Source organism: Flavobacterium ovatum, assembly GCF_040703125.1.
In the GTDB taxonomy this organism is placed as follows: Bacteria; Bacteroidota; Bacteroidia; order Flavobacteriales; family Flavobacteriaceae; genus Flavobacterium; species Flavobacterium ovatum.
Genome location: NZ_CP160035.1, coordinates 1,664,212 through 1,689,488, shown reverse-complemented (window position 1 = coordinate 1,689,488; position 25,277 = coordinate 1,664,212). Strand labels below are relative to the sequence as shown.

The following is a 25,277-nucleotide window of genomic DNA, read 5'->3' as shown; positions in this document are numbered from 1 at the left end:
TATATATATTTTTAGTTAAGAATACTTATTGGAAGGTTCTCTTTGAAATTATCATCAAACATATTTTCTACGTATCTTTTTGCAATTTGGTCTTGAATCGTTTCATAGACATCAAACTTTTCATTTTCAAAAACATACAAAACCTTCGTCTCAGGATGAACCGCTACCAATCTTACCCATTCGTTTTTAAACCATTCGTAGGTTTGTGGGGATTTTGAAATAGCATTAAAAACAATTTCAGGAAAATGTTCTACCACCACCATTAAACGAACAGGGTCATGAACCTCGATCATCTGACTCGGCAAACCTGGTCGTAAATCACCATCAATACCATTGGCAACACCCAAAAGTCCCATAACATTATGAGGTAATTTTGTTCCTGCCCCTAGTTTTTGATTATCGACTCTGGAGAAATAATATTCGAGATTGATTCCGCCACATACCGGTGCAACAGCGTTAAGGATTCCAACTAAATAATCTCCATTTGGGTCTGAACTATAATCAAAAGAATTCATAAAAGAACGACGGTCCAAAAACAAATCTCTTGAGAGCGTTCTACGTCCCACTACACATAATGCATTAGTAGCATGATTTAATTCTGGTCTTGGTTCAAATAAAGAAACTGAACGTCGACGCACTTTTTCATGAACTTCTTCTAAAGATTGGTTGGAATCAATAGATTCAAAACGTCTAGAACGTTCTTTAGCATTTTTATCTAAAGCAATATTTAAAGTTTGTATATTCGTTTGATGAGTTTTTAAATTTGATTCCAAAATCAATTCTTCATCAAAGAAAGTAATATCGTCACGAGTGGTATCATGCAGCGCACCAACAAACTGAGTTGTTTCTGGAATTGTAATCCCTCTCGTTTCTAATATAGTTCTTACCTTTTTATCATTTGCCATATAAGCAAACACTTTGGCATTTACAGAACCTGGTCTTCCACAACAAGCTCCGCAATCATAACCCGCATAATGTGTATTATTTGCACTTGTAGCTCCATGACCAACTAAATATACTAGCGAAGAAAATCCTTCAATCAAGCCAACACTACGTAAAACACCCTCTACTCTTTGCGCCATTTCTTCAGGTTTAAACCCAATTTGCAAATCGTTTTCTGAAGGATTCTTAGCATCAAAATCAATGGACAAAGTTGATTTTTTATCCAAATGCCTGAAGGAAGAACTAGTCGCAGGAGTCATTGTTGGCTTAAAAATATTAAGAAACAAACGCAATGCAGACGAAAAACCTAAAGTTTGGGAAATAATCCAACCAGGAATTAGAGAATGAGAATATTTATTATACTGAATATCAGTCTCCCTTTTTTTAGAAACTCCAATTTCTTTAATTAAAAACTTAGGAGTCACTGGCGCGGGACACAGTTTAGTGTAAAACTTACCATCAATAGGTTGGTAAAAGAACTCGACATTAAAATGTCCTGGAGTACCAAAAGTCTCAGCATGAGCATCTTGTTTTTCTACGTGACGACGAATAGAGCATTCTCTATCATCAATACAAAACAAAGCTTGAAAACTAGGATTCTCAATTGGTTTTGTTGTGCTCGCAGTTGCTTTAACGCCTAATAATACTTGGTCATATAGTGTCCATTCAAAAGCTTGTTGCCATAGCGAAAGCACTTCATAAAGCTCATCATATTTTACCTCAGCAAACAATTTAATAGGCGCCTGGGTAATTAAATGACTAATAGGCGCCCAGTTTAATCCAAATTCGCCATCCAAAGCATCAATTTCCAAAAGTAATTCAAAGAGAATCACCTCTTTTAAAGAAATTTTTCTTCTATCCAATAAAGATTCTGGTTGATTTTCAATAGCTGCAATCATACCAGACCAACCTGGGTGAGCAAACTGTTGGTCAAATAAATATTCTTCAAAATATTTTTCGTCACCAACTAAAATATGGAGCAGTTTCTCCATTGTTAAAGTTTCATCCAACAATAATTCTTTGGCCCTCTTCTGTTTGAAGAGGCTTACATAGCTTGTTTTTTCTAATTGTCTTAGGGATGCTAAAAAACCATCTTCATGTAATGGCAAAGACCAAATGGCAATTCCTTGATCAAGATAACTACACAACACTCTAAACAAAGAAGAGTGTACTAATTTATCAAGGTTAATTTTATATTCTACTTTCCAGTGGGAACGCAGCTTTCCTATTCTAGGGTTACTTGACAAATCATACTCTTTGTTCAATAGCTTATCCAGCCATATTTTTTGTTCATTGAGTGATTTTTTTTTAAATAAAACCTGATGAAGTATGCTACTACTTATCTCTTTTTCGCTGTACTTATTTCTAAACTCAGACAATGACATATAAGTTTTGTAACCAAAAATCTCGGCTGATTCATGAAGTGCAGTAAAAAACTTTCTATCTTGAAAAGCATGAAGCGTATTGTGATGCACAAAATCCTTCAAAGGAGCTTGCGCAGGCAAATAGTGCGTCAGGTGATGAAGTACAGACTGTTCTTCAAAACCTAATTTTGTATGTTTCATTTTTGATTTATATCAATAAATTAATGAATATTTTTAAAACAATTTAACCTAAAAAGGCCTTTCAATTATTTTAAAAAAATGTTTTTATATCTAAAAACGTAATTTATTGTACATCAATTTTCCAATTACAAAATAATAAATAAAGAGGTATTTTCCCTTTGTTTAAAAGAGAAACAGTAGTGTAAAAAGATTTGTTTTCCTTTTCAAGAAAGCTAAAATTAACTTTTTTGGAATAAGAACAAAATAGCTGGCTTTTAAATTCAACCTCTACATCGTCAAAAAAATCGTTATCGATACCCGGATCAGAGTAAACAGTCTCGAAAATTGCTTTGTTATTATGGAAATTTGAATTGGAAAATAAAAAAACCTCCTTAGAAAGACAATTTGCTGGCGCTGCAAATGTTTGTGCTTTTCCACATAAAAGGTAGAAAAATGCTACCAGCAATGCTGATAACAAATAATCCCCCCTTTTATTTTTTTTATTCATAAAAAATAGCAAAAAACTAAATTTCAATTAAAAACATGCAACTATTCGTCTGAAGTTGGCGATTTCTTTGCAAATTTAATAATAACTGGCGAAAGAGTAATAATAACTAATCCAATAATTATCATTTCGATGTGATTTTTTAAATCAATTTGATAATTCTCAAGTAAAAACCCATATAAATAGTGGCCTGCGAAGATTAATGCAAAAGACCACAAAAAAGAGCTAACGACATTAAAAAACATAAACTTTTTCTTTTCCATAGAAACAATTCCAGCAACTATAGGTGCAAAAGTCCTAAATATAGGAAGAAATCTAGCAAAAATGATTGCTCTACCACCATGTCTTTCAAAAAAATCTTTAGACTGAATGAGGTATTTCTTTTTGAACCAAAAACTATCTTCTTTATTATACAAGTAATAACCACTTTTAGCTCCAAACCAATAGCCAATAATATTACCCAGAATACCTGCAATACCGACTACAGTAGATAGCACAAAAACATTGATAAAATCGCTTTCTAAGACTAATACGTTTTCAATCAATTCTCTGTTGTAAATTCCCGCCAAAAAAAGCAAACTGTCTCCAGGTAAAAAGAAACCTGCAAACAAACCAGTTTCGGCAAATACTATAAACAACACGATATATAAACCTACTTTTATCCCATTTATATCAAAGTGAATATAAAAAAGAGGATCCACTAAATTCTTCCAATCAAAGCTACTCATAGTCTATTATTTTTACACACAAAATTTGCCGTGAAAGTAGGTATAATTTAGTTTAACAACAATTTATTATTGCTTTTTAGAAATTTATTAACGTATAAGAACAACTTCTTAAATAATTCGTTTAAATTGATGGAATAGAAATACTGAAATAGCAACCTTTAACTTTATTTACCTGATAAATACTACAGCTTTCTTTCCTGGCCCATCAAAGGAATTGTACAGTCATAACCATAGATTTCCTTTATTTTTATCCGAAGAGCATCAGCTGGTTCATTCTCACCATGAACTAAAAAAATCTTTTTCGGTTTAGTTTCTAAGTCCGAAAGCCAGCCTAACAAATCATGTTGATCACCATGAGCTGACAAGCCTTGAATTTGTAATATCTTAGCTTTTACATTATAATAATTTCCGTAAATTTTTATGGATTTCGCACCTTCTATTAATTTTTTACCCCGAGTTCCTTCTGCTTGATATCCAACTATAATGATCGTTGTTTCTGGAATACCAATATAATTTACTAAATAACTCAAAACACGTCCCCCTGTTATCATTCCACTAGCGGCAATCACAACTTTAGGTCCTTTATCATTAATAGCCGCCAATGTTTCTTGGTAATCAGCGTTAATAGCAAACATTTTTGACATCGATTGACAATCTGCCAATGTTAACTTATGCCATTTGGTATTATTAAAAAAAACTTCAAAAGCACTTGCTCCCATTGGTGAATCCACTATATAAGGCACGTCAGGAATCCTATTTTCATTTTTTAATTGCCACAATAAAAACATTACACTTTGAGCCCGTTCCACTGCAAAACTGGGTATAATAACCGTACCTCCATTACTAACAGTCTTATTAACATACAACTCCAATTCTAATTTGGCATCAGTATCAGGATGTAATCTGTCACCATACGTACTTTCAAGAAAAATATAATCAGCCACTTTGGGTTTTGTCGGAGGAAAAAGCAACACATCATCATCTCTACCAACATCACCAGAGAATACCAATGTTTTCCCTTCGGCAAATAAACTGATGCTGCAAGCGCCAATAATATGTCCTACCAGATTAAAAATAACTTCGCTTCCGTCTTCCAAAATAAGTTTTTCACCAGGTTGTACCACACTAAAAAGAGGAAACACCTTCTTAGCCTGTTCTACTGTATATAAAGGTTCTGGTATTTCATGTATCGAATATTTCTCTTTAATTGCTTTTTCAGCTTCTTCTTCTTGAATTTTAGCGCTATCTAATATGATTAATTTCGCCACAGCTGCTGTGGGACCAGTACAATAAATCTTTCCTTCAAATCCTTGATTCACAAGTCTTGGCAACCAACCACAGTGATCTAAATGTCCATGAGTTAACAAAACCACGTCTATTGAAGAGGCTAAAACGGGCAAAGGCTCCCAATTGAGTTCCCTTAACGGTTTAATCCCTTGAAAAAGTCCACAATCTATCAAAATCGACATTTCGCTAGTTTCTATCAAGGTTTTAGAACCTGTTACGGTTCCTGCTCCTCCTATAAATTTTACTTTCATACCCCTAAATATTAAGATTAAACATTTACTGCTAACTCAAAAACATCTACAAAGCTCTGTAACCTCTTTTAAAATATTCTTTTCCCTTCTTGGACTTATCATAATTTCACTTAATTTCTCTGGACTAGTCGTTAAATCTCTAGCCAAAATAACGCCTAATGACAACAATTTTTCTTTTTCAGCTAAAGTAATAGTAGTTAAGCAGGTCACAGGGTAAAGACAGTCACGATAATTCTTAACTTTTATGCTGTTATCTTTAGGATAGTCCCAACTCAATAATTTTATATCATTACATATTGCAAAATCTTTTGCATCAGAAGTAAATCTATTATTAGTAGCAATCCAACATTCAGAAATTTGATCTTTTTGCGAAAAAATTTTATGGCTTACTTGCTTCAGATCATTGTACCTAGAAAGAATATACATGGGAACTTTTACGTCTGAGGCTGCTTCTTTACTACCGTGAAACTTGCACTCAATCATTGCAATACGATCATTCTTTTTTACCAATACATCCACTTCATGCGAAACACACCTACCTTGTAGCGTTAAATTAGTTATGGCTTCATATTTTTCAGATTCAAAAATCCGAGCAATATATTGTTCAAAGTAAAATCCTGCGGGACCAAGCAAATGTATAGCCGTTTTTACGTTATATCTTGCAGCATGAAAATTAGCATTCTTTTTCAGTAGACTAAATGCTTTTTTGTAAATATTTTTAGTTGTGATACCATCATAAACCTCATTAGTTAGTTTTTGCAAAATTTTATCCACAACAATTACGCTTGCCCCTGAATTCAAAAGAGATCTTTTCAATTTTTCGGGGTCATAATCGACACTATCTCCAGATTGCCTTCTTACTTTCATATCTCAAATATTTTGATTCTTAACAAAAAAAAACGACACTTAAAGATAAGCAAAAAAAAAGGGAAATTGCAATTCTGAGTTAAAATACAAATGAGACTAAAAAATGCAACTTCAGCAATCTACCCCAATGGAATCACATCAACCTCCACCTTAACGCGATGTTCACCTGAGCTAAAAATTATTCCTTTTAAGGGAGATATGTCCGAATAATCACGACCATATGCCGTAACAAGATGACGTTCTCCTGGAATGATATTATTAGTAGGGTCAAATTCACACCAACCCATTTCTGGTACATAAACGGAAATCCAAGCGTGTGAAGCATCAGAACCTTGTAGTTTAACTTTCCCTTTTGGAGGCAAAGTTTCTAAATAACCACTAACATAACGAGCAGCAAAACCTAAACTTCGCAGGCAAGCAATCATCAAATGAGTAAAATCTTGACAGACTCCTTTACGTTCTTTCAAAACAGTTTTTAATGGCGTATTTAAGTTAGTCGCTCCAGAATTGAATTCAAAATCGGTAAAGATCTTTGAAGACAACTTTGCTATTGCTTCATAAAAAGGTGTGTCAGCGATCAAACAACTTTCCGCAAAAGTTTTAATTTCATCATCCCAAAAAATAAATGGACTTGGAAGTTGGTATTGTAGTAATTCATTTTTTAAAGCCAATTTGGTTCTAAACAAATGCAATACCGCTTCGCAAGAAATTGAATTAACAAATAATAACTTAGAAGGAAACACCTCAACTATACTAGTAGCAGTTACCTGTAGTACTTTATGGGGTTTTAAAATTGAAAAATAGTACTTAGTATTATCGAAATAATCTTTTCTTGGATATAAATTCTGAGGCTTGGGCTCAATTGTTAACTTATAATCTTCGCACACTTGCGAAACAGAATTTACAGGATGTAAACAAATGATACATTGATAATTATGCACTGCATTTACGTACGTATAGGTCGTTTTATGTACTAATTTATACTTCATCAGAATCAATTTTTTCAGTGTCTAAAAAGGAAAGTTGCATCACCGAGTGATTAAAATACAAACTAGATAATCCATTGGTTACAGAAGAAAGAAGGTTAGAAACGACATTAATAGTCTCATCCAAAACTTCTCTGTAATTTGCTTCATCAGCCTGAACTAATTCCTCCGGGTCAATTAATTTTATTATAGTACTGGCTTCTAGCACTTTCTTTTCAGCAATACTTAACTGGTTCAATTCTGATTTTTTTGGTAATTGACCAATATTGTATGAAAGTGTATCCAGAATATACGCCAGCGTGTAAGGAGAGTTTTTCTCTAAGAACAACATATTAATTACAGCCACCAAACTAATTTGAGATTTATAAATACTTCTATACTGAGCCAACAAATTATGATTTTCAAGTACTGATTCCAATAAAAGTTGCTCCACCTCATCGCTCCTTTTAAAACAGAATAAGGTTTGAATAACCGAAATAAGCGACAAGAATCGTTCAATATTTTTTCCGGCTTCAAATAGAAAAAATCCATTCTCCCTTGGTAATGTTTCATAGGTATTACCATAAAACGCCATCATTCGGATATATAATTTATCTAAACCATGAGTAGTTCTACTAAGATTATTAGCATTCGACTCTTTTAGCCCCGTCAAACTATCTTCTATAAGGCTGATAATTCTTTTGGTATCATGATTCCATTTTTCACTGATGTGATTGATAGAATACAACAACGACTGCACATTATAAGCAACAGAACCTTCTTTTTCAGGATCTTTAATAAGTGAAATTAATTCTGCCAATGGTTTTTCAAAAACAGTTTCATCTTCTACTCCATCCTCACCTACAAACCCAGGATAGGATTGCGTCAGATGTGTCAAAGCCTTTAATAAAACTATTAGAAACTCCGGTTGTTTTTTTCCGTGATTACTTACATTTTCGTTTAATCTGCTAAAAATAATTTTAAGAAAACCCGTTAAAACCATGGTTCTCTCAGACAATCTTCCTACCCAAAATAAATTCTCAGCGTTTCTACTCGTTAGAGCTGTACTACGAGAAACTTGATTTGATTTTTTAATCTCAATTATCTGTTCCTTCTGTTCCTCCTCTTCGAGTTGTTCCTTTAAATTATCTGTAATAATCCAAGTATCTTTAGATATGCCTCCAAATTGATTCGATATCTGAAATTTATCTTCAATCACAGAACTACGGGTTAACCCCCCTTGCATAACTTTATAATTCTTCCCATCCGAAATCAAAAAAGCCCTAATTACAGCTAGTCTAGGAACAATTTCCCCATCGATTAAAGATGGTGTTGTAGACAGGCTAACCTCTTCTTGAGCAACAAACTCTTTAGGGTTTTTTAAAATGGTTATTTTGAGTTCCTTTAATTCTTCCTCATTTAATTTACGCCCGTAAATCGATTTCACACCTAAATTTCTATTCGTTTTTTTAATAATTAATTTAGGTAAATTATTCAGAACATAATTTAATTCTTTAGTTTGTCCACACCACCAAGTAGCGGTAGAATTCATAATTAAAGGCTCTTTCAATAAAAATTTACACGCATTTTGAATAAAAGCCATCAATCCATGATTCTCTAAAACGGCTATTCCTGGAGGATTAATAACCGTCACATTTCCTAAACGCATCACCTGCAACAAACCTGGTATCCCTAGAAGCGAATTACTATTCAATTCTAAAGGGTCACACCACAAATCATCTACACGCTTGATGATTACATCTACACGCTCTAATTGATCAATGGTTTTCAACCAAACATAGCCTTCTCGAACCAATAAATCACTTCCTTCAACTAAGGTATACCCTAAATAAGAGGAAAGGTATACATGCTCAAAGTACGTTTCATTTCCTTCACCGGGAGATAAAAATACTACATTAGGATTGTCTGAATTGGTTCCAAATTTCCCAACGGTCTTTTGCAATTCATTAAAATAAGGCCCTAATTTACTACGGTGAATATTTTTATTTAATTTTGGAAAAACATTCGCCATTACAATCCTATTTTCAAGTGCATATCCTGTACCTGAAGGCGATTGAACCCGATTATCCAACAACCACATTTTACCATCTGGACCTCTAGCGATATCACAAGCTAAAATAGTAAGCTGATGATAATCCTTTTGATTGACATCAAAACAAGGTCTTAAAAAACCTGTATTATCGTAAACTAATTCAGCCGGAATAATATTATTTTTAATTAAAAGCTGCTCTCCATAAATATCTTTATAGATTAAATCCAATAAATTAGCTCGTTGAATAAGACCTTTTTCAATAGTAGCCCATTCCGATTGATGAATAATAAAAGGAATCGGATCTAATTTCCAAGGGCGTACCAATCCTGTTTCAGAATCATATACATTATAGGTAACTCCATTTTCTTTGAGTTTATTAACAATTTCTTTATTTCGAATAGCCAACTCCTCCATACCTACCGCTTCTAAGGCTTCAAAAAGGGTTGCCCAATGGGGTTTTACTTGTCCGTTTTTATCAATAACTTCATCGTATGACTTAATCGTTTTTTTATATGAATCTATAAAAGATAATGGCGTGCTCATTTATGGTTTTTAAAGTAAAAACAAATCTACATTTTTTTTAAAGAAAAGCCGTTCGATTATCCTCAATATTAGTACTTTTACTTTATGGAATTCACACTTAAGACAACAATTCAGTACGATGTATACGCTCCCACTACATTCGTTTTCAATATACAAGTACTAAAGGAGTCTGTAAATCAAAAAATAAAATCCGAAACACTCGAAGTATCCCCTTTCTTACCCTACAAGGAATACAGCTTAAAAGGTTCAAAAACTCGTTTTATAAAATTACAAGCTACAGAATTCATTCCATTTACCATCAATTACCAAGCACAAATTGACGTAAGTTATAAATGGGTCGCAAAAAAGAAACTTTTAAAAAATACCCCTATATTTAATTTAAAGAATGAAATCATCCCCTTTCTTACCCCTACACGAAATTGTCCTTCGGATAAATTAATGGAATTTGCTTTTAATCTCTTTGGCCATATTACAACCGATTTAGAAAAAACATTAGCAATTAACGAATGGATTTTTAACAACATCAAGTATGTAAGTGGTTCCTCTGATGCAAATACAACTGCTTATGACACCCTCAATATAAAAGAAGGTGTTTGTAAAGATTTTGCTCATCTGGGAATTGCACTTTGTAGAGCCTTAAATATTCCTGCACGCTATTTTACCTGCTATGCTAGCAATATTGTCCCTCCGGATATTCATGCTTGTTTCGAAGCATACCTAGGCAATTCATGGATTGTTTTTGACCCAACAAGATTGGCCAATTTAAATCAGCTAGTCAAAATTGCAGATGGTAAAGACGGCTCAGAAATTGCAGTGGCAACACTCTTTGGAAATGCCTTCTGTACTTATATGAATATTGAATGTTCGCAAACAAACGGAGAATCTGACAACACCTATCCTTCTGAAGATTTTTTCATATCTTATTAAAGAATAAAAAAATTTACATTATCTACAACATTATACACTATAAATTATCATTCTGATATTTATTATTATAGCTGCCTGTTTTTTATGGGTTAACAATATTAATACCGTATTTTTATTGAAATTTTAGAAACTAAAAACTCGATATTTATGGCTGTTAAAATTGCTATTTCACACAAAACAACCTATACATTTGACCGATCTGTTAAATTATTCCCTCATGTTTTTAGGCTTCGACCAGCGGCACACTCTAGGACTCAAATAGAAGGATACACCTTTAAAATCAGTCCTGAAAATCATTTCATTAATTGGCAACAAGATCCATTTGGAAACTATCAAGCTCGAGTGGTTTTTCCAGATCCTGTTCAAGAATTAAAAGTTGAAGTAGAGGTCATTGCAAAATTGCAAGTCATCAATCCATTTGATTTTTTTGTAGAAGAATATGCTGAGCAATTCCCATTTACATATGACAAAACACTACAACAAGAACTAACAGCCTACCTTCCATTAACCGAAGAAAGCCCTGTTTTCTTAAAATTCATGGATGGTCTAAAGCTAACGAAATCACTACCAACTAATGATTTTCTAGTCTATATTAATCAAGCCGTTTACAAAGAGCTTACCTATAATTTACGAATGGAAGTTGGGGTACAAACCCCTGAAGAAACCCTACGCATCAAGAGTGGCTCATGCAGAGATTTTGCATGGTTACTCATTCACGTATTACGCCATTTTGGGTTGGCCGCTCGTTTTGTATCAGGTTACATTGTACAATTGGCACCAGACCAAAAATCTCTTGATGGCCCATCAGGACCTGAAACGGATTTTACCGATTTACATGCTTGGGTAGAGGTATATTTACCCGGAGCTGGATGGATTGGTCTGGACCCTACTTCTGGACTTTTTGCCAGCGAAGGACATATCCCATTATGCTGTACACCACATTATGAAAGTGCTGCCCCTGTAACGGGTGCAACTGGAAAATGTGAAGTTAGTTTTGATTTTGAAAACAAAGTAACCCGCATTCACGAAGATCCACGCGTGACTAAACCCTACTCTGACAACCAGTGGAACGACATCATGGAAGTTGGAAATGTGGTTGAAAGAGATTTAATCGAAGGCGATGTTCGTTTAACGATGGGCGGAGAACCAACCTTTGTTTCGATAGATGATTACGAAGCGGACGAATGGAACACCACAGCCGACGGACCAATGAAACGCAGGCTAGCCTACGATTTAGCGCTACGATTAAAAAAACGATTTGCTCATGGCGGTTTGTTGCATTTTGGTCAAGGAAAATGGTATCCTGGAGAATTATTCCCTCGTTGGCAATATGGATTGTACTGGAGAAAAGATGGTTTGCCATTATGGAAAAATGACGCATTAGTAGCCAAAGAAGGCGAAAGCACATTTACTTTTCATGATGCTGAAAAATTCGCTAACGAACTGACTAAATTTTTAGGTATTGATACTCAAAACATCACACCTACTTATGAAGACCCTATTTACTGGGCATTAGAAGAAGGTAAACTCCCGATCAATTTAGATCCACTAAAAGTAGACCTAAAAGATTCTATCCAACGACACAATCTGGCTAAGACTCTTGAAAAAGGATTAAACAATCCTTCGGGATTTGTATTGCCATTACGAAAAGACCATGTAGCCGATCATTGGGAAAGTTGTGCATGGGAATTTAGACGCGGTAACTGTTTCCTAATTCCTGGAAACTCTCCAATTGGTTTGCGCTTACCTTTGGATTCACTGCCAAAAACATCCAAAAACGTAAGAGAATCAGTTGTTGATAGAAGTCCATTTGAAGACCTATCACCATTGGGCGACTATGACGAAAAAGTTAAAAAACGTTATGGGACTATTGTTAAAATGTTTGAAAAAGCCAAACTAATTTTAACTAAAAAAGAAACCAAAGAAAAAGAAAAAAATCCATTATTATTTGAGGTGGATACTTTCATCACAGCAATGTGTATAGAAGAACGCGATGGGATTATATACATTTTCCTTCCTCCTACTGATTATTTAGAGGATTATATTGACATAATTACGTCTATTGAAAATACGGCTGAAAAACTACAAATGCCGGTACGTATTGAAGGGTACCAACCTAAATCGGATTACCGTGTTGAGAAAATGATGGTAACTCCTGACCCTGGTGTTATTGAGGTAAATGTACATCCTGCTAAAACATGGCAAGAAATTGTAGACAACACCACTGCATTATATGAAGAAGCCTTTTTATCTCGTTTAGGAACGGATAAATTTATGGTGGACGGTCGCCACACAGGAACCGGTGGAGGAAATCACGTAACTCTTGGTGCTGAAAAACCAGAAGACAGTCCGTTATTGAGAAGACCAGACTTGCTACGAAGTTTAATTACCTACTGGCAACATCACCCAGTATTGAGTTACTTATTTGCTGGACCATTTATTGGACCAACGAGCCAAGCACCTCGTATTGATGAAGGAAGAGACGAGAAATTATATGAAATGGAAATTGCATTTGATCAAATTCCGAAAGACAAGGAAGTACCGTTTTGGATGGTGGATAGAATTTTCAGAAATCTATTGACCGATATTACAGGAAACACGCATAGAACTGAATTTTGCATCGACAAATTATATTCTCCTGATTCTTCGACGGGACGATTGGGGATATTAGAGCTTCGTGCTTTTGATATGCCACCACACAAACACATGAATTTGGTTCAAAATTTATTAGTTCGCGCCTTGGTAGCTAAATTCTGGAAAGAACCGTACGAGAAAAAACTAATCCGTTGGGGAACTGAATTGCATGATAAATTTTTATTGCCACATTTCGCTTATCTAGATATGATTGACGTAGTTAATGATTTAAAAGATTCTGGATATAACTTTGATATTTCTTGGTTTGACCCATTCTTTGAGTTTAGATACCCACATCATGGAACGGTGACGATTGACAATATTCAGTTGGAAATCAGACTTGGGATAGAACCTTGGCATGTATTAGGAGAAGAACTTTCAAGTACTGGAACTTCTCGTTTTGTGGATTCATCGCTCGAAAGATTACAAGTAAAAGTTTCTGGAATTGTACCCGAAAGACATATTTTACTATGCAAAGGTTGTAGAATCCCACTAAGAAGCACAGGAACAAAAGGAGAATATGTTGCCGGAATTCGATATAAATCTTGGAACCCACCATCCGCATTGCATCCGAATATAGGTATTGATGTACCATTAGTTTTTGACTTGGTAGATACTTGGAACAATAAAGTTATTGGTGGATGTACTTATTTTGTAACGCATCCTGGAGGACGTAGTTTTGATACTTTACCGGTAAATAGTTTTGAAGCTGAATCAAGAAAAATGAGTCGTTTTTGGGATTTTGGCCACACTCCTGCTTCAGCAATGGAAGACAAAGAAATTGAGACACCCGCCAATAGTACAGCTACTTCTAGATTTTTGGTCGAATCAAAATCGGACTTAAAACACGATACTCCAATTGAGTTAATCAATCCTGAATACCCTTACACTTTGGATTTAAGACATTTTTGGACGGCGAAGAACTAAACTTTTAGGAGAATAAAATTCATTTATAAAAATCTGCTACTATTTAAAAAACCCTCTTAATAAGGCGTATTTAATTAGTAGCAGATTTTTTTATGGAAAAAATTACTTAGAAAGACGTTGGTAGTAAAAAGCGGGAATAAACAGCATCACAAATAGGGGCTGAATTAGAAATCTGCGGATGTAAAACAGTATAAAATTATTGTGATTCCCATACAATTGGATCGCTCCAAAAAAACCAACAATCAAGAAAACAAAACAAAAAACATATAAAACAGAAGCAAACTTCACCATGCCTTTATCTTTGAAAATTACATAAATCAGTGCCAATGAAATTACAGCATTGAGAACATAACGAAACAACAACCCTATAAACAACTGAAAGGAATTATAGTCAGGCAAAGGCAATTCGTTAAAATTTAATTCAAAATATTGAAGAAAGGGATCGTAAAAAAGTACGCGCTCAAAAGCCCGAATTAAAACCAATAAGAACACTAAAATTCCACCTATAAAAAACCTAAGTTTATGATCGAATATCTTTTTTAGCATATAAAGAAAATTTATTAACCCATATTACCCATAATAAAAACATGAATCCATAAATAAATAAAGGAAAAAGGATGCGGTGTAAAATGGTTTCGTGTTCTGGAAAAGAATACAACAAGACACATAGCACGGCAATCCTGACAATATTTAAAATATAGATTGCGACAGAACCACCGATTATATACAAAATAGTTGTTTTGAGTTTCCCAGAAAAGGACACTATAAAAGCCACAAACAAAATGATTATACTAATGGCATTACAACCTTCTATGATTCGGGCAACGTATTTTTGATTGTAGAATAACATCAAATACGACTCGGTTTTATTTTCTTTAAATTCAAAATCTACATTAAACACACCCAGGAGTTGTTTCGTATTTTGCCCCACTAAATTGGTAATTGAATCCATTTTATTAAAACCAAAACTATTTAAATATCCTTGATACAAGAAAGTCAATAGCAAATAGGTCAAAAAAAACTTCGACAAAAAAAGTAAAAATGGTTTGTATTGAATAAAATATTTTTTCAAATTAAAATTTTAAATAGTAATCAATCCATTTAAGACAAGTGTGATTACTTTTGTGTAAAACTAAATTAAAATGATGAGTTTTCAAGAGCTAAAATCAAAAACCCGAGAAATACTAACAAATTCCGTTTCAAGCAAAGACGAGAAGCTATTAGCTATCTGCCAATTATTAAACACAAATATAGTGCATTACAATTGGGTTGGATTTTATTTCGCCAATCACCAAACACAAACCTTGCATTTAGGAGCGTATGTAGGAGCTGAAACCGATCATACTGTAATTCCGTTTGGTAAAGGAATTTGCGGACAAGTGGCGGTTTCGAATGCTAATTTTGTGGTGCCAGATGTAAGTGCTCAGGATAATTATATTGCCTGTAGTATTACTGTAAAGTCTGAAATCGTAGTTCCTATTTTTGCTGAAGGGATTAATATTGGCCAAATAGATATCGATAGCCACACTATCAATGCGTTTACAATAGAAGATGAACAATTTATTGAATATGTTTGTAAAGAAATATCACACTTGTTTTAGAATTTGATATTTTTGTTTTCTCTAATAGTAAACTATGAAGCTAATATTACCTATCATGCTCCTTTTGTCGACATTTGCTCACACTCAAATACGTTTAGGCAATAACAAAGTTACTTTTTATAAAGATGGCAAGCCCCAAAAACAATCTTTAACTGTTTTTGACTCTTGTACCGTAATTAAAGATCAGTACATCACTAAAGATGAATATGTTCGATCTGACTATAATAAAACCGGAAAATTAGTTCGAGAGATAACATTTAAAACAATAAAACACAAAGATTACTCAACCACCAGTAAGGTCACAGAATATTACGATAATGGAGATAAAAAACTAGAAGGTGAAACAAATTCTACTGGCCCACGAATTAAGATCAGCAAAATAGAACAGTTCTGGAATACTGAAAACATTCAAACAATCACTAACGGAAATGGAGACTTTCTGATTGACAATGATAGTATTAGTATTCAAGGAAAATTTGTTAACGGCTTAAAGGACGGCTTTTGGCATGAAAACGACAGTAAAAAAAGCATCTCCCATACAGAAAAATTCAAAAAGGGAACTCTAATATCCGGCATATTTACCGATAATAAAGGAAACGAATCTAAATATGCGAACATGGAAGAGAAACCGACACCAAAAAAAGGCATAGAAGATTTTTACTCCTATATATCGAATAACTTCATTATAACAAATAGAGCAAAATTAAGAGCAAAAACAGGAAAAATCTATGCGACTTTTGTGATTGATAAAGAAGGGCAAGTAATCAAAATAAAAATACTAAGAGGACTTGGAGAAGGATTAGACGAAGAACTAATCAAAGTACTTTCTAGCTATGAAAGATGGATACCTGGAAAAAGAAGAGGACAGCCAGTAAATGTTTTGTACAGCATACCAATTACTATTGCCGAGCCTCAAAATAAAAGTACAGATCCACTAGCGAGTCCATACGATCAATTTTTAGAGCGAAAAAGCAATTTCAAATAGCAAAAAAAACTTATAACTCATAACTCATAACTCATAATTATTTATTACTTTTGCACCCGTCGTACAATAACTGTATAGACATACATAATAATCATTAAATAATATTGGAATGTATTTAACTAAAGAAGTAAAAGAAGAAATCTTCGCACAACACGGAGAAAAATCAAACACTGGAAAAGCTGAAGCGCAAATCGCTTTATTCACTTTCAGAATTGCACATTTAACTGAGCACTTGAAAAAAAATCGTCACGATTATAACACAGAGCGTTCATTAGTATTACTAGTAGGTAAAAGAAGATCTTTACTAGATTACTTGAAAAAGAAAGAAATCAACAGATATCGTGAGATTATCAAAGTATTGGGTATCAGAAAATAATCAATATAAAAAAGAGGTGCGTAAGTACCTCTTTTTGTTTTTATAGTCCTAATGTATTTTAGGAAATTACATTGAATAAAAAAAGTTTTGGTTTTTCATTGGATTTTACGCATTAACTACGCGCAGCAACTACAACACAACTAGTTATCCATTTTTTTAATAACCAAAAAAAACAAAAATTTATGATTCCACAATTATTTGTAGAAAACATCGATTTAGGTGATGGAAGAAACATCACAATCGAAACAGGTCGTTTGGCTAAACAAGCTGACGGATCTGTAGTAATTAGAATAGGAAAAACTGTAATTTTAGGAACAGTAGTATCTTCAAGAAAAGCAAGTCCTGGTATCGACTTTTTACCATTAACGGTAGATTACCGCGAAAAATTTGCTGCAGCTGGACGTTTTCCAGGTGGTTTCTTCAAGAGAGAAGCTAGACCAAGTGATAGTGAAGTATTAACAATGCGTCTTGTTGACCGTGTTTTACGTCCACTTTTCCCATCCGACTACCATGCAGAAGTACAAGTTATGATTCAGTTAATGTCTTATGACGAAGATGTAATGCCGGATGCATTAGCAGGTTTAGCAGCGTCAGCAGCATTAGCACTATCTGACATTCCTTTCGAAACATTAATCTCTGAAGCTAGAGTTGGTCGTATCGACGGACAATTCATCATCAACCCAAGCCGTGCACAATTAGACTTATCTGACATCGATATGATGATTGGAGCTTCTATGGACTCTATCGCAATGGTAGAAGGTGAAATGAAAGAAATCTCAGAAGCTGAAATGGTAGAAGCAATTAAATTTGCTCACGGACATATCAAAAATCAAATTTCTGCTCAACTACGTTTACAAGCTGCTTTTGGTAAAAAAGAAGTTCGTACCTACGAAGGAGAAAGAGAAGATGAAGCTATATACGCTAAAGTAAAAGCAGCATCTTACGATAAAATATACGCTATTGCAAGCAAAGGTTCTTCTAAACAAGAACGTACAGCTGCATTTGACGAAGTGAAAGAAGAAGTTAAAGCTTTGTTTACAGAAGAAGAATTGGCTGTAGATGGAGAATTAGTTTCTAAATACTTCAAGAAAACAAACAAAGAAGCAGTTCGTAACGTAACCCTAGATTTAGGAACACGTTTGGACGGAAGAAAAACTACAGAAATCAGACCAATCTGGTGTGAAGTAGATTACTTACCATCTGTACACGGATCTGCATTGTTTACACGTGGAGAAACTCAAGCCTTGGCAACAGCAACTTTAGGGACTTCTAGAGAAGCAAACCAAATTGACTCTCCATCTCAACAAGGTGAAGAAAAATTCTACTTGCACTATAACTTCCCTCCTTTTTCTACTGGTGAAGCTCGTCCTTTGAGAGGAACTTCAAGAAGAGAAGTTGGTCACGGAAACTTAGCGCAAAGAGCGTTAAAAAATATGATTCCTAGCGATTGTCCTTATACAATTCGTGTGGTTTCTGAAGTATTAGAATCGAATGGTTCTTCTTCTATGGCAACTGTTTGTGCTGGAACTCTATCTTTGATGGATGCTGGTATTCAAATGATTCGTCCAGTTTCTGGAATCGCTATGGGATTAATTACTGACGGGGATCGTTACGCAGTATTGTCTGATATTTTGGGTGACGAAGATCACTTAGGAGACATGGACTTTAAAGTAACTGGAACATCTGTAGGTATCACAGCTTGTCAAATGGACATCAAAATTGACGGTTTGAAATACGAGATTATGGAAGCAGCATTGGCGCAAGCTCGTGACGGTCGTTTGCATATCCTTGGAAAACTAATCGAAACTTTGGCTACTCCAAAAGAAGGTGTTAAAACTTACGCTCCAAAAATCATTACAAGAAGAATTCCTAATGCATTCATTGGAGCCTTGATCGGACCTGGTGGAAAAGTGATTCAAGAATTACAAAAATCTACTGGAACTACAATTGTTATCAATGAAGATCCTGCTACTGAAGAAGGAGTTATTGAAATTCTAGGAACAGACCCTGCTGGAATCGAAGCAGTATTGGCTAAAATCAAGTCAATCACTTTCAAACCACAAATGAACGAGTCTTACGAAGTGAAAGTAATCAAAATGCTAGATTTTGGTGCAGTTGTAGAATATACATCAGCTCCAGGAAACGAAGTTTTATTACACGTATCTGAGTTAGCTTGGGAACGCACAGAAAACGTTTCTGATGTAGTGAACATGGGTGACGTTTTTGAAGTGAAATACTTAGGTATGGATCCAAAAACTAGAAAAGAAAAAGTGTCAAGAAAAGCACTTATCGCTAGACCTCCACGCGAGGCAAGACCAGAGTAATCAATCTTAGTTTACTAAAGGTTTATTTATAAAAAATCCCGTTTCATTCATTTGAAACGGGATTTTTGTTTTATTTGGGCATGCCGCCAGCAAAGATAAGGGCTCATATATATCACTTACTATAAACCCCCTTATATTTGCTGCCGTCGGGCTATACGCGCTACTTCGGTAGCTAGCTTCAAGCGTAGTTCGCTGAACTCCTAATAAAAATAAAAGCCAAGTGAAGTAATCCCTCATGCGGCGAATTGGTAAACTAAAGCATTATCAAGACAACCCGAAAACAAAAAATCCCGTTTCAATACGAAACGGGATTTAACTATTTATTTATCATAGTAAGGCTTATCTCTTCAACAACTCCGATTTTCCATGAATTCCGTTCATAGTTACGTTTGGAGTATTGTACAGGTAGAGTTTTGATTTCCCTTCGAGGAAGACACCGATTTCTTTTGAGCAGCTTAGCGTTGCTTCCGAACCATCTTGCTGCTTAACATCTGCCGTTCGAGTCATTAATTTTTCGGCTTTCAGAACAGGCTTACCCACCATACTTAATTTTAAGTCTTCGGCATCACCGCTTGCGGTAAGATCAGCATCTTTATACATCTGCAAGTCTAGAGCAGTTGTTTTTAGGATCACCTTTGCATCACCTTTGTCGCTTAAAATCATTTTTATAGTCTCGGCTTGCAAATCTACTTCGGCATCTGCTTTGTTGCTAAGACTGAAATTGATGTTTTTAGCGCTGATATTCAATTTCATTTTTGAATCGTCTTTACCCAAAATATCAAAATCTTCGGCTACAACCAGTGAACCTAATTGTTTAATTTTAGCATCATTATAGAGCTTTATAGCATGAATGGTGGTTACATTCAAAACAATTTCAAGTTGCTTTTTTGAAACAATTTTTGCTGTAGTTCTTATTTTTAGTATACTATCCGTAACATCAAATTTCACTACATCATGTAAATTAGAGTCGGCTTTTAGTAAATAATTATTACTCAAATTTCCCGCTGTAAAAGTTACCTCAAGATTATCATAAATCTCGATGGCATCAAACCCGCTTAGAGTTTGTGTTTTTTCTAGAACAATTTTATCTCCTTTTATCTTTGTCTTTTTTTGTGCTTCTAATGAGATGAAAAATAGTAGTAAAAAAAGAGCTAGTAGTTTATTTTTCATGTTGTTTATTTTTTAATGGTTAGCAAAAATCACATTCTCTTTTAAAACTATTCTTTTACTTCAACCGTATTTTCTACGATATCGAGTATAGGAATAATTACTTTTCCTGTTGCTGTCTTTAAAGTCATACTTATATTGTCTATTGCGACAATCTCACCTTCATATCCTTCTGTTTTAATTTTTTCGCCAATGGTATAATTTTTTCTAGCATAAAAAGTTAATAATAAGTTGGTAATAACATCTTTGGAACCTAAGCCAAAGGCCAACGCAAAGGTCAATAAAAAAGCTCCTAGAATGATCGTAACATTATTAGTAACAATTGTAGTATCTACCCCTGCTTGATTGAGTGCTGTGATGGTTACTAAAATTGCAATTCCATAAAATGCTATACTGCTAATTACTTTTGCTCCACTCATATTCAAGGAAGTAAACAAACCGTATATAGCTTTTCTAACAAAATTCGCAATGTAAATTCCTATCATAAAAAGTGCTAATGCGCTGAATAATCGTGGTAAATAACGCAGTAAATTACTTATTTCGACAGAGATAATAGTCCACTGCATAACATCCGCAGCGATAATCATAAATACCAAAATCAAGATCCAGCGTACGAACCCTAAGATTATTTCGGATATATTAATTTTATAATCTGAATTGCCAAACAAATCAGATTCATTGATTTTACCTCCTAACTTATCAATACTAGAAACTGCAAGCGCCTTACGAAGAATAAAAATCACTCCTTTTGAAATTGCCCAACCTATTACTAAAACAAGTAGAGCATATATAAAACTAATTATACCTTCGCCTATTTTAAAGAAAAGTGTATTAACCGTGTTTAATGTATCTGATCTTAATTGGTCTATAACTTCCATATTCTATTTATTTGTATCATTATTGTTATTATTATTTTTGGTCTTAAACATACTCTCTATCGTTTCAGCATAGTTTGACGAAAACAAACTGGTAACTTCCATGATAAACTTAACTGTATTGACATCGTCCATTACCTTTTGCTTTAACTCCTTAGGTACTTCTTGCGGTGGAAGTCCTATTTTTTTAAAAGGGTTCTCATTCTCCATATTATATATCTAAATTATTATACACTTCAGCTATCTTAACTTTTGCACGAGAGAGCCTCATTTTGACGGCACTTTCTGATAATCCTAATACTTCTTGAAGCTCTTTTATCGGAACATCGTCTTGGTATTTCATTTGCAGAATCATGCGGTCTTCAGGAGGTATTAATAGCAACGCTTTTTCTAGTTTATGGACTTGCATCTGATACAAACTAAAATCATTAATTTCAATGGCTAAATTATATTGTTCTTCTATTTGATTAGAATGAGTCGAAATTTGACGCTCTTTATCACGACTTAAATAATTGACACAAAAATTATAAGTAACAGAATACAACCATGTTGAAAATTTAGATCTCCCATTGAAAGAAGAAACCTTTACAAATACATGCAAAAAAACATCTTGTGTAAGATCTTTGGCTTCATCTACCGAGCGAACAAATCCGTAGCATTTATTATAAACCAAATGCTCATATCGATCATATAAAACACCAAACAAAACTGTATCATTCGTTTTGCCAATTTTTGAGGCTAATTCTTCATCAGTCACACTATCGTATTTTTCCACTTTATATATACTTTATGAAGTTTAGACACAACAATAATTAAAAGGTCACTATAAATTGAAAATAAATTAAGCCCTTAGATTAATCTTTAACATCAAAGCTCACATCCACTCTACGGGCTGCAGCTTCATTTGTACTGTTGGTATCCACACCATGATGCTGAGAAGATATCCTTTTTGCTGAAATCCCCTTTTCTAATAAAAATTGCTTCACAGCATTATTACGCAATAAAGACAATTTATTATTATAATCGGCATTACCTGATTTACTAGTATAGCCTTCCAGAAACACCGACAAACTATCATTTTCTTTCAAATCTTTCACTAACTGTTCTAGTCGCAAGGCATCAGTACTTCCCATTTTGAAAGAATTATTATCAAAAAACACCTGAGCTTGAGTTTTCGCGTATTTTGCTTCTAGGACCTCTTTGGCTGTAACAGGTGTAGGCGCTGGCTTAATAGTAGTGTCAGCAGTTTGAATCGTTGTTGAATCTGTTACAACAACCAAACTAGAAATCGGTTTTACAGCAGCCACAGTTATTGGCTTTTCAACTGGTTTAGTCTCTTTATTCGAAACTACAGCAACCCCAGCGGGGACCGCAATCATATTTAATTTTTGCAATGCCAATAACTTTTCTTGATTACGCAATAAAGCATCATACTTCGTATTTAAAGCATTTAATTGTTGCTCGTAATTTTTATTTTCATCATTGACAAGAGGAGCTTTTTGAGTATTACTTGCATTTGCAACAGTACTATAGACTGTATCTCTCACTACTATTGTTTTCGGCGAAGTCACAACTACTGTATCATGAACAACAGTTTGCTTTGCTGCCGAATCAATTTTAGCACGTAAAACCACTAACTCGTTTTCTAAAGCACGCACTCTACGCATTACACTATCATTTCCTATAGTTTTATTGGCCAGTACAACTGCTGTTACGACTACTGGTTTATCAACTGCTATAGGATTTTGAGTTTTAAATTTTTGCAAAATCGAAATCAAATGTGTTTTGGAAATGGCTATCTCGCCTGTTTGTTGGTTTTGTCCAAAAAACACTGTAGTAGCAAGTAAAAGGATAAAGGTTATTTTTGTTTTCATACGATACTATATTATTTGTTGAATTTAATCAAAATAAAATCCAAGACTTCAATTATACTGAATTTTATTTCCTTTAGCAGTCCCTTTTTGTGAACAACTTATAATTAAGACACTCAATTGACAAAAAAGTCACTTTTTTTATTTTGAAAATAAATGTGACCTATCCGTTTTTTATGTGTCTTAATTATAAATCGTTTAAATATTCACGCTATGAAAAAAATAACTTTACTCGCATTATCCTTACTTTTATTAAACTCTTGTGCTAAAAAACAAGACACGGACAACCCCATAATCCAAAAAGAAATTGTTCAGACCAATTCACAACTAAATAAGACGCTGGAAGAGCAAGAAGAAATAAAGCTACAAATCATTGCGCTTTCTAGAAAAAAAGATTCCTTATTAAATGTGTTGAAAAGTACTAAAGAATCAATGGCAAGAATGAACGATTCTAAAATTGACAAAGGAATTCAGGGTGTGAATTTAAAACTAAATGAACTTAAAGGTCAAAAAGAGAATATAGAAGAACAAGTTGCACTACAAAAGAAAGAAATGGAATTGGCCACTAAAAAGATTGATTTACTAAATCAAGAAAAAGTAGTCTATGATGCACAGCATAAAGCGCTATATGACAAAGGAGCAGCACCAAAAGAATTTGCAAAAACTGACAGCTTACTTGGAACTATCAATGGTAAAATCAACGAACAAAAACGTAAAGTAAAAGCTTTGAATAGAAATATTTCGGATGTAGAAGAACAAGTGATTTCTATTATTGATCAACGTGAATTTTTGAGTAAAAAAATTAGAGAAGATTATAATGCCCAAGAAATTTTTGGAGAATTTGCAAAAGAAGAAGAGTCTAAAATTGCAGAACAAATTAGCATAATTGATTCAAAAATATCAAGTCTTACTACTAATATAAACAACATCAATTCATCTGTAGCTTCATTAAGCGACAGTATTGAGATCAAAACGGAACAACACGACCTCAATGCGCAAAATCAAGCTGAAGTAGACAAGACTCAAAATAGATTGTATTATGCAATTATTGCCGTAGGAATCGTTATCTTACTGTTTGCCGTATTTTACATCATTGGAAAAAGAAAAAAACAACAACAAAATAAAAATAAATAATCATGGCAAATAAAAAAACTTCAGATAAAAAATCAACTTCAACATTCGATTCAATCAAAAATTTCATTGATAATGTAACCGAAAATGTAATCGAAGGAACCGCTGTGGTGACCGAAAAAATAAAAGACTCTAGTGCTAAAGCTTATGTAGCAAGCGCAGAACTTGCCGAAGAGGCCAACCAACGTATCCATTTGTATACTGACAAAGTTTCGCTACAAAAAGAAGAAAAAAGCATCCTAGAAAGGCAAAAAGCAGTTATCTTTGAGTTTGGTGAGAAATCATTGACTCACTATATCAAAACAGACACCTTACACAAACCTTTCTTGAACACTAGCGAAGTATCAACATTGATTGAGGAATACAGAGGGAATTTGAAAAACCTTATTTCGATAGAAAAGAAATTAAAAAAACTAAATAATTAAACCATGAGAAATATCTATTTACTGGGGTACTTAATTATAGCAGCTTTTTTATATACCCTTAATTTTGAGCTCTTTCATACCAGCGCAGACCTCGATTTGGGATTTGGGATTTTCACCACTTTCCCTCTAGTAATAGAGATGGTGATTGGACTGCTATTTTGTTTGTTATTTTTTCTAACTGACAAAAACAAACAAATTAAAAATGAAGCACATATTGAGAATCTAAAAAACGAAATAATAATTCATAAAAAAGACCTCGAAATTGCAACACTAAAACGGAACACTTCGACTACAGAGCCTCCAATTGTGGCTATAGAAGAAATCAACTAAAACAAATTTACCATGAAAT

Annotated in this window: 23 protein-coding genes; 9 read left to right on the top strand and 14 right to left on the bottom strand. The window is 34.0% G+C overall.

Annotated elements, in window-relative coordinates; genetic code table 11:
* Positions 1–11 precede the first annotated feature (11 nt).
* The 7 genes from ABZP37_RS07230 to ABZP37_RS07200 form a co-directional block, all read right to left on the bottom strand.
* Complete coding sequence (locus tag ABZP37_RS07230; protein ID WP_366186869.1) at positions 12–2,507, bottom strand: DUF2309 domain-containing protein; 2,496 nt, start codon at positions 2,505–2,507, stop codon at positions 12–14.
* Between the two features lie 103 nt (positions 2,508–2,610).
* Positions 2,611–2,994 carry a hypothetical protein gene (locus ABZP37_RS07225; protein ID WP_366186868.1) on the bottom strand — a complete coding sequence of 128 codons (384 nt, stop codon included), beginning with the start codon at positions 2,992–2,994 and terminating at the stop codon, positions 2,611–2,613.
* Between the two features lie 41 nt (positions 2,995–3,035).
* On the bottom strand, positions 3,036–3,719 hold the full coding sequence (locus ABZP37_RS07220; RefSeq protein WP_366186866.1) for a VTT domain-containing protein: 684 nt from the start codon (positions 3,717–3,719) through the stop codon (positions 3,036–3,038).
* A 182-nt stretch (positions 3,720–3,901) separates the two neighbouring features.
* Complete coding sequence (locus ABZP37_RS07215) at positions 3,902–5,257, bottom strand: MBL fold metallo-hydrolase (RefSeq protein WP_366186864.1); 1,356 nt, start codon at positions 5,255–5,257, stop codon at positions 3,902–3,904.
* Between the two features lie 36 nt (positions 5,258–5,293).
* Positions 5,294–6,124 (bottom strand): restriction endonuclease, encoded by an 831-nt coding sequence (locus ABZP37_RS07210; protein WP_366186862.1) that lies wholly within the window; start codon positions 6,122–6,124, stop codon positions 5,294–5,296.
* Positions 6,125–6,243: 119 nt separating this feature from the next.
* Complete coding sequence (locus ABZP37_RS07205; protein WP_366186861.1) at positions 6,244–7,113, bottom strand: transglutaminase family protein; 870 nt, start codon at positions 7,111–7,113, stop codon at positions 6,244–6,246.
* Positions 7,103–9,685: a circularly permuted type 2 ATP-grasp protein gene (locus ABZP37_RS07200; RefSeq protein ID WP_366186859.1), complete on the bottom strand. Its 2,583-nt coding sequence runs from the start codon at positions 9,683–9,685 to the stop codon at positions 7,103–7,105. Before ABZP37_RS07200 ends, ABZP37_RS07205 begins: the two co-directional genes overlap by 11 nt.
* A gap of 84 nt (positions 9,686–9,769) precedes the next feature.
* On the opposite strand from ABZP37_RS07200, the gene ABZP37_RS07195 reads away from it, so the two are divergent.
* Both ABZP37_RS07195 and ABZP37_RS07190 read left to right on the top strand, forming a co-directional pair.
* Positions 9,770–10,612, top strand: a complete 843-nt coding sequence (locus ABZP37_RS07195) for a transglutaminase family protein (protein ID WP_366186857.1) — start codon at positions 9,770–9,772, stop codon at positions 10,610–10,612.
* Between the two features lie 147 nt (positions 10,613–10,759).
* Positions 10,760–14,173 (top strand): transglutaminase family protein, encoded by a 3,414-nt coding sequence (locus tag ABZP37_RS07190; RefSeq protein ID WP_366186855.1) that lies wholly within the window; start codon positions 10,760–10,762, stop codon positions 14,171–14,173.
* A 102-nt stretch (positions 14,174–14,275) separates the two neighbouring features.
* Here the strand turns inward: ABZP37_RS07190 and ABZP37_RS07185 are convergent, their stop codons facing one another.
* Positions 14,276–14,719 (bottom strand): exosortase F system-associated protein, encoded by a 444-nt coding sequence (locus ABZP37_RS07185; RefSeq protein WP_366186853.1) that lies wholly within the window; start codon positions 14,717–14,719, stop codon positions 14,276–14,278.
* On the bottom strand, positions 14,694–15,245 hold the full coding sequence (gene xrtF / locus ABZP37_RS07180) for an exosortase family protein XrtF (RefSeq protein ID WP_366186851.1): 552 nt from the start codon (positions 15,243–15,245) through the stop codon (positions 14,694–14,696). The genes ABZP37_RS07185 and xrtF overlap by 26 nt, the downstream gene beginning before the upstream one ends.
* 73 nt (positions 15,246–15,318) lie before the next feature.
* Between xrtF and ABZP37_RS07175 the strand changes: the two genes are divergently transcribed.
* The 4 genes from ABZP37_RS07175 to ABZP37_RS07160 all read left to right on the top strand — a co-directional run bounded on the left by ABZP37_RS07175 (position 15,319) and on the right by ABZP37_RS07160 (position 19,459).
* Positions 15,319–15,774, top strand: a complete 456-nt coding sequence (locus ABZP37_RS07175) for a GAF domain-containing protein (RefSeq protein WP_366187490.1) — start codon at positions 15,319–15,321, stop codon at positions 15,772–15,774.
* Positions 15,775–15,808: 34 nt separating this feature from the next.
* Positions 15,809–16,759: an energy transducer TonB gene (locus ABZP37_RS07170; RefSeq protein WP_366186849.1), complete on the top strand. Its 951-nt coding sequence runs from the start codon at positions 15,809–15,811 to the stop codon at positions 16,757–16,759.
* A 109-nt stretch (positions 16,760–16,868) separates the two neighbouring features.
* Positions 16,869–17,135, top strand: a complete 267-nt coding sequence (gene rpsO / locus ABZP37_RS07165) for a 30S ribosomal protein S15 (protein ID WP_366186847.1) — start codon at positions 16,869–16,871, stop codon at positions 17,133–17,135.
* Between the two features lie 182 nt (positions 17,136–17,317).
* Positions 17,318–19,459, top strand: a complete 2,142-nt coding sequence (locus ABZP37_RS07160; RefSeq protein WP_366186845.1) for a polyribonucleotide nucleotidyltransferase — start codon at positions 17,318–17,320, stop codon at positions 19,457–19,459.
* 339 nt (positions 19,460–19,798) lie between these two features.
* Here the strand turns inward: ABZP37_RS07160 and ABZP37_RS07155 are convergent, their stop codons facing one another.
* The 5 genes from ABZP37_RS07155 to ABZP37_RS07135 form a co-directional block, all read right to left on the bottom strand.
* Positions 19,799–20,629, bottom strand: coding sequence for a DUF2807 domain-containing protein (locus ABZP37_RS07155; protein ID WP_366186843.1), 831 nt, complete (start codon positions 20,627–20,629; stop codon positions 19,799–19,801).
* A gap of 47 nt (positions 20,630–20,676) precedes the next feature.
* Positions 20,677–21,504: a hypothetical protein gene (locus ABZP37_RS07150; RefSeq protein ID WP_366186841.1), complete on the bottom strand. Its 828-nt coding sequence runs from the start codon at positions 21,502–21,504 to the stop codon at positions 20,677–20,679.
* Between the two features lie 3 nt (positions 21,505–21,507).
* On the bottom strand, positions 21,508–21,711 hold the full coding sequence (locus ABZP37_RS07145; protein WP_366186839.1) for a hypothetical protein: 204 nt from the start codon (positions 21,709–21,711) through the stop codon (positions 21,508–21,510).
* Position 21,712: 1 nt separating this feature from the next.
* Positions 21,713–22,276 carry a sigma-70 family RNA polymerase sigma factor gene (locus ABZP37_RS07140; protein ID WP_366186838.1) on the bottom strand — a complete coding sequence of 188 codons (564 nt, stop codon included), beginning with the start codon at positions 22,274–22,276 and terminating at the stop codon, positions 21,713–21,715.
* A 79-nt stretch (positions 22,277–22,355) separates the two neighbouring features.
* Entirely contained in the window at positions 22,356–23,375 is a 1,020-nt protein-coding gene (locus tag ABZP37_RS07135; protein ID WP_366186836.1) for an OmpA family protein, read from the bottom strand.
* Positions 23,376–23,585: 210 nt separating this feature from the next.
* On the opposite strand from ABZP37_RS07135, the gene ABZP37_RS07130 reads away from it, so the two are divergent.
* Genes ABZP37_RS07130 through ABZP37_RS07120 form a run of 3 tightly spaced genes read left to right on the top strand, consistent with a single transcriptional unit; the run spans position 23,586 to position 25,258 of the window.
* Positions 23,586–24,506, top strand: a complete 921-nt coding sequence (locus ABZP37_RS07130; RefSeq protein WP_366186834.1) for a hypothetical protein — start codon at positions 23,586–23,588, stop codon at positions 24,504–24,506.
* Positions 24,507–24,508: 2 nt separating this feature from the next.
* On the top strand, positions 24,509–24,928 hold the full coding sequence (locus tag ABZP37_RS07125) for a hypothetical protein (protein WP_366186833.1): 420 nt from the start codon (positions 24,509–24,511) through the stop codon (positions 24,926–24,928).
* Between the two features lie 3 nt (positions 24,929–24,931).
* The gene (locus ABZP37_RS07120) at positions 24,932–25,258 is read left to right on the top strand and encodes a hypothetical protein (protein ID WP_366186832.1); all 327 of its coding nucleotides are present in this window, start codon (positions 24,932–24,934) and stop codon (positions 25,256–25,258) included.
* Positions 25,259–25,277 lie beyond the last annotated feature (19 nt).

Excerpts from the sequence above, each read along its gene's own strand:
- ABZP37_RS07230 (WP_366186869.1), bottom strand. The coding sequence starts at position 2,507 with ATGAAACATACAAAATTAGGTTTTGAAGAACAGTCTGTACTTCATCAC.
- ABZP37_RS07225 (WP_366186868.1), bottom strand. The coding sequence starts at position 2,994 with ATGAATAAAAAAAATAAAAGGGGGGATTATTTGTTATCAGCATTGCTG.
- ABZP37_RS07220 (WP_366186866.1), bottom strand. The coding sequence starts at position 3,719 with ATGAGTAGCTTTGATTGGAAGAATTTAGTGGATCCTCTTTTTTATATT.
- ABZP37_RS07215 (WP_366186864.1), bottom strand. The coding sequence starts at position 5,257 with ATGAAAGTAAAATTTATAGGAGGAGCAGGAACCGTAACAGGTTCTAAA.
- ABZP37_RS07210 (WP_366186862.1), bottom strand. The coding sequence starts at position 6,124 with ATGAAAGTAAGAAGGCAATCTGGAGATAGTGTCGATTATGACCCCGAA.
- ABZP37_RS07205 (WP_366186861.1), bottom strand. The coding sequence starts at position 7,113 with ATGAAGTATAAATTAGTACATAAAACGACCTATACGTACGTAAATGCA.
- ABZP37_RS07200 (WP_366186859.1), bottom strand. The coding sequence starts at position 9,685 with ATGAGCACGCCATTATCTTTTATAGATTCATATAAAAAAACGATTAAG.
- ABZP37_RS07195 (WP_366186857.1), top strand. The coding sequence starts at position 9,770 with ATGGAATTCACACTTAAGACAACAATTCAGTACGATGTATACGCTCCC.
- ABZP37_RS07190 (WP_366186855.1), top strand. The coding sequence starts at position 10,760 with ATGGCTGTTAAAATTGCTATTTCACACAAAACAACCTATACATTTGAC.
- ABZP37_RS07185 (WP_366186853.1), bottom strand. The coding sequence starts at position 14,719 with ATGCTAAAAAAGATATTCGATCATAAACTTAGGTTTTTTATAGGTGGA.
- ABZP37_RS07175 (WP_366187490.1), top strand. The coding sequence starts at position 15,319 with ATGAGTTTTCAAGAGCTAAAATCAAAAACCCGAGAAATACTAACAAAT.
- ABZP37_RS07170 (WP_366186849.1), top strand. The coding sequence starts at position 15,809 with ATGAAGCTAATATTACCTATCATGCTCCTTTTGTCGACATTTGCTCAC.
- rpsO (WP_366186847.1), top strand. The coding sequence starts at position 16,869 with ATGTATTTAACTAAAGAAGTAAAAGAAGAAATCTTCGCACAACACGGA.
- ABZP37_RS07160 (WP_366186845.1), top strand. The coding sequence starts at position 17,318 with ATGATTCCACAATTATTTGTAGAAAACATCGATTTAGGTGATGGAAGA.
- ABZP37_RS07155 (WP_366186843.1), bottom strand. The coding sequence starts at position 20,629 with ATGAAAAATAAACTACTAGCTCTTTTTTTACTACTATTTTTCATCTCA.
- ABZP37_RS07150 (WP_366186841.1), bottom strand. The coding sequence starts at position 21,504 with ATGGAAGTTATAGACCAATTAAGATCAGATACATTAAACACGGTTAAT.
- ABZP37_RS07145 (WP_366186839.1), bottom strand. The coding sequence starts at position 21,711 with ATGGAGAATGAGAACCCTTTTAAAAAAATAGGACTTCCACCGCAAGAA.
- ABZP37_RS07135 (WP_366186836.1), bottom strand. The coding sequence starts at position 23,375 with ATGAAAACAAAAATAACCTTTATCCTTTTACTTGCTACTACAGTGTTT.
- ABZP37_RS07130 (WP_366186834.1), top strand. The coding sequence starts at position 23,586 with ATGAAAAAAATAACTTTACTCGCATTATCCTTACTTTTATTAAACTCT.
- ABZP37_RS07125 (WP_366186833.1), top strand. The coding sequence starts at position 24,509 with ATGGCAAATAAAAAAACTTCAGATAAAAAATCAACTTCAACATTCGAT.
- ABZP37_RS07120 (WP_366186832.1), top strand. The coding sequence starts at position 24,932 with ATGAGAAATATCTATTTACTGGGGTACTTAATTATAGCAGCTTTTTTA.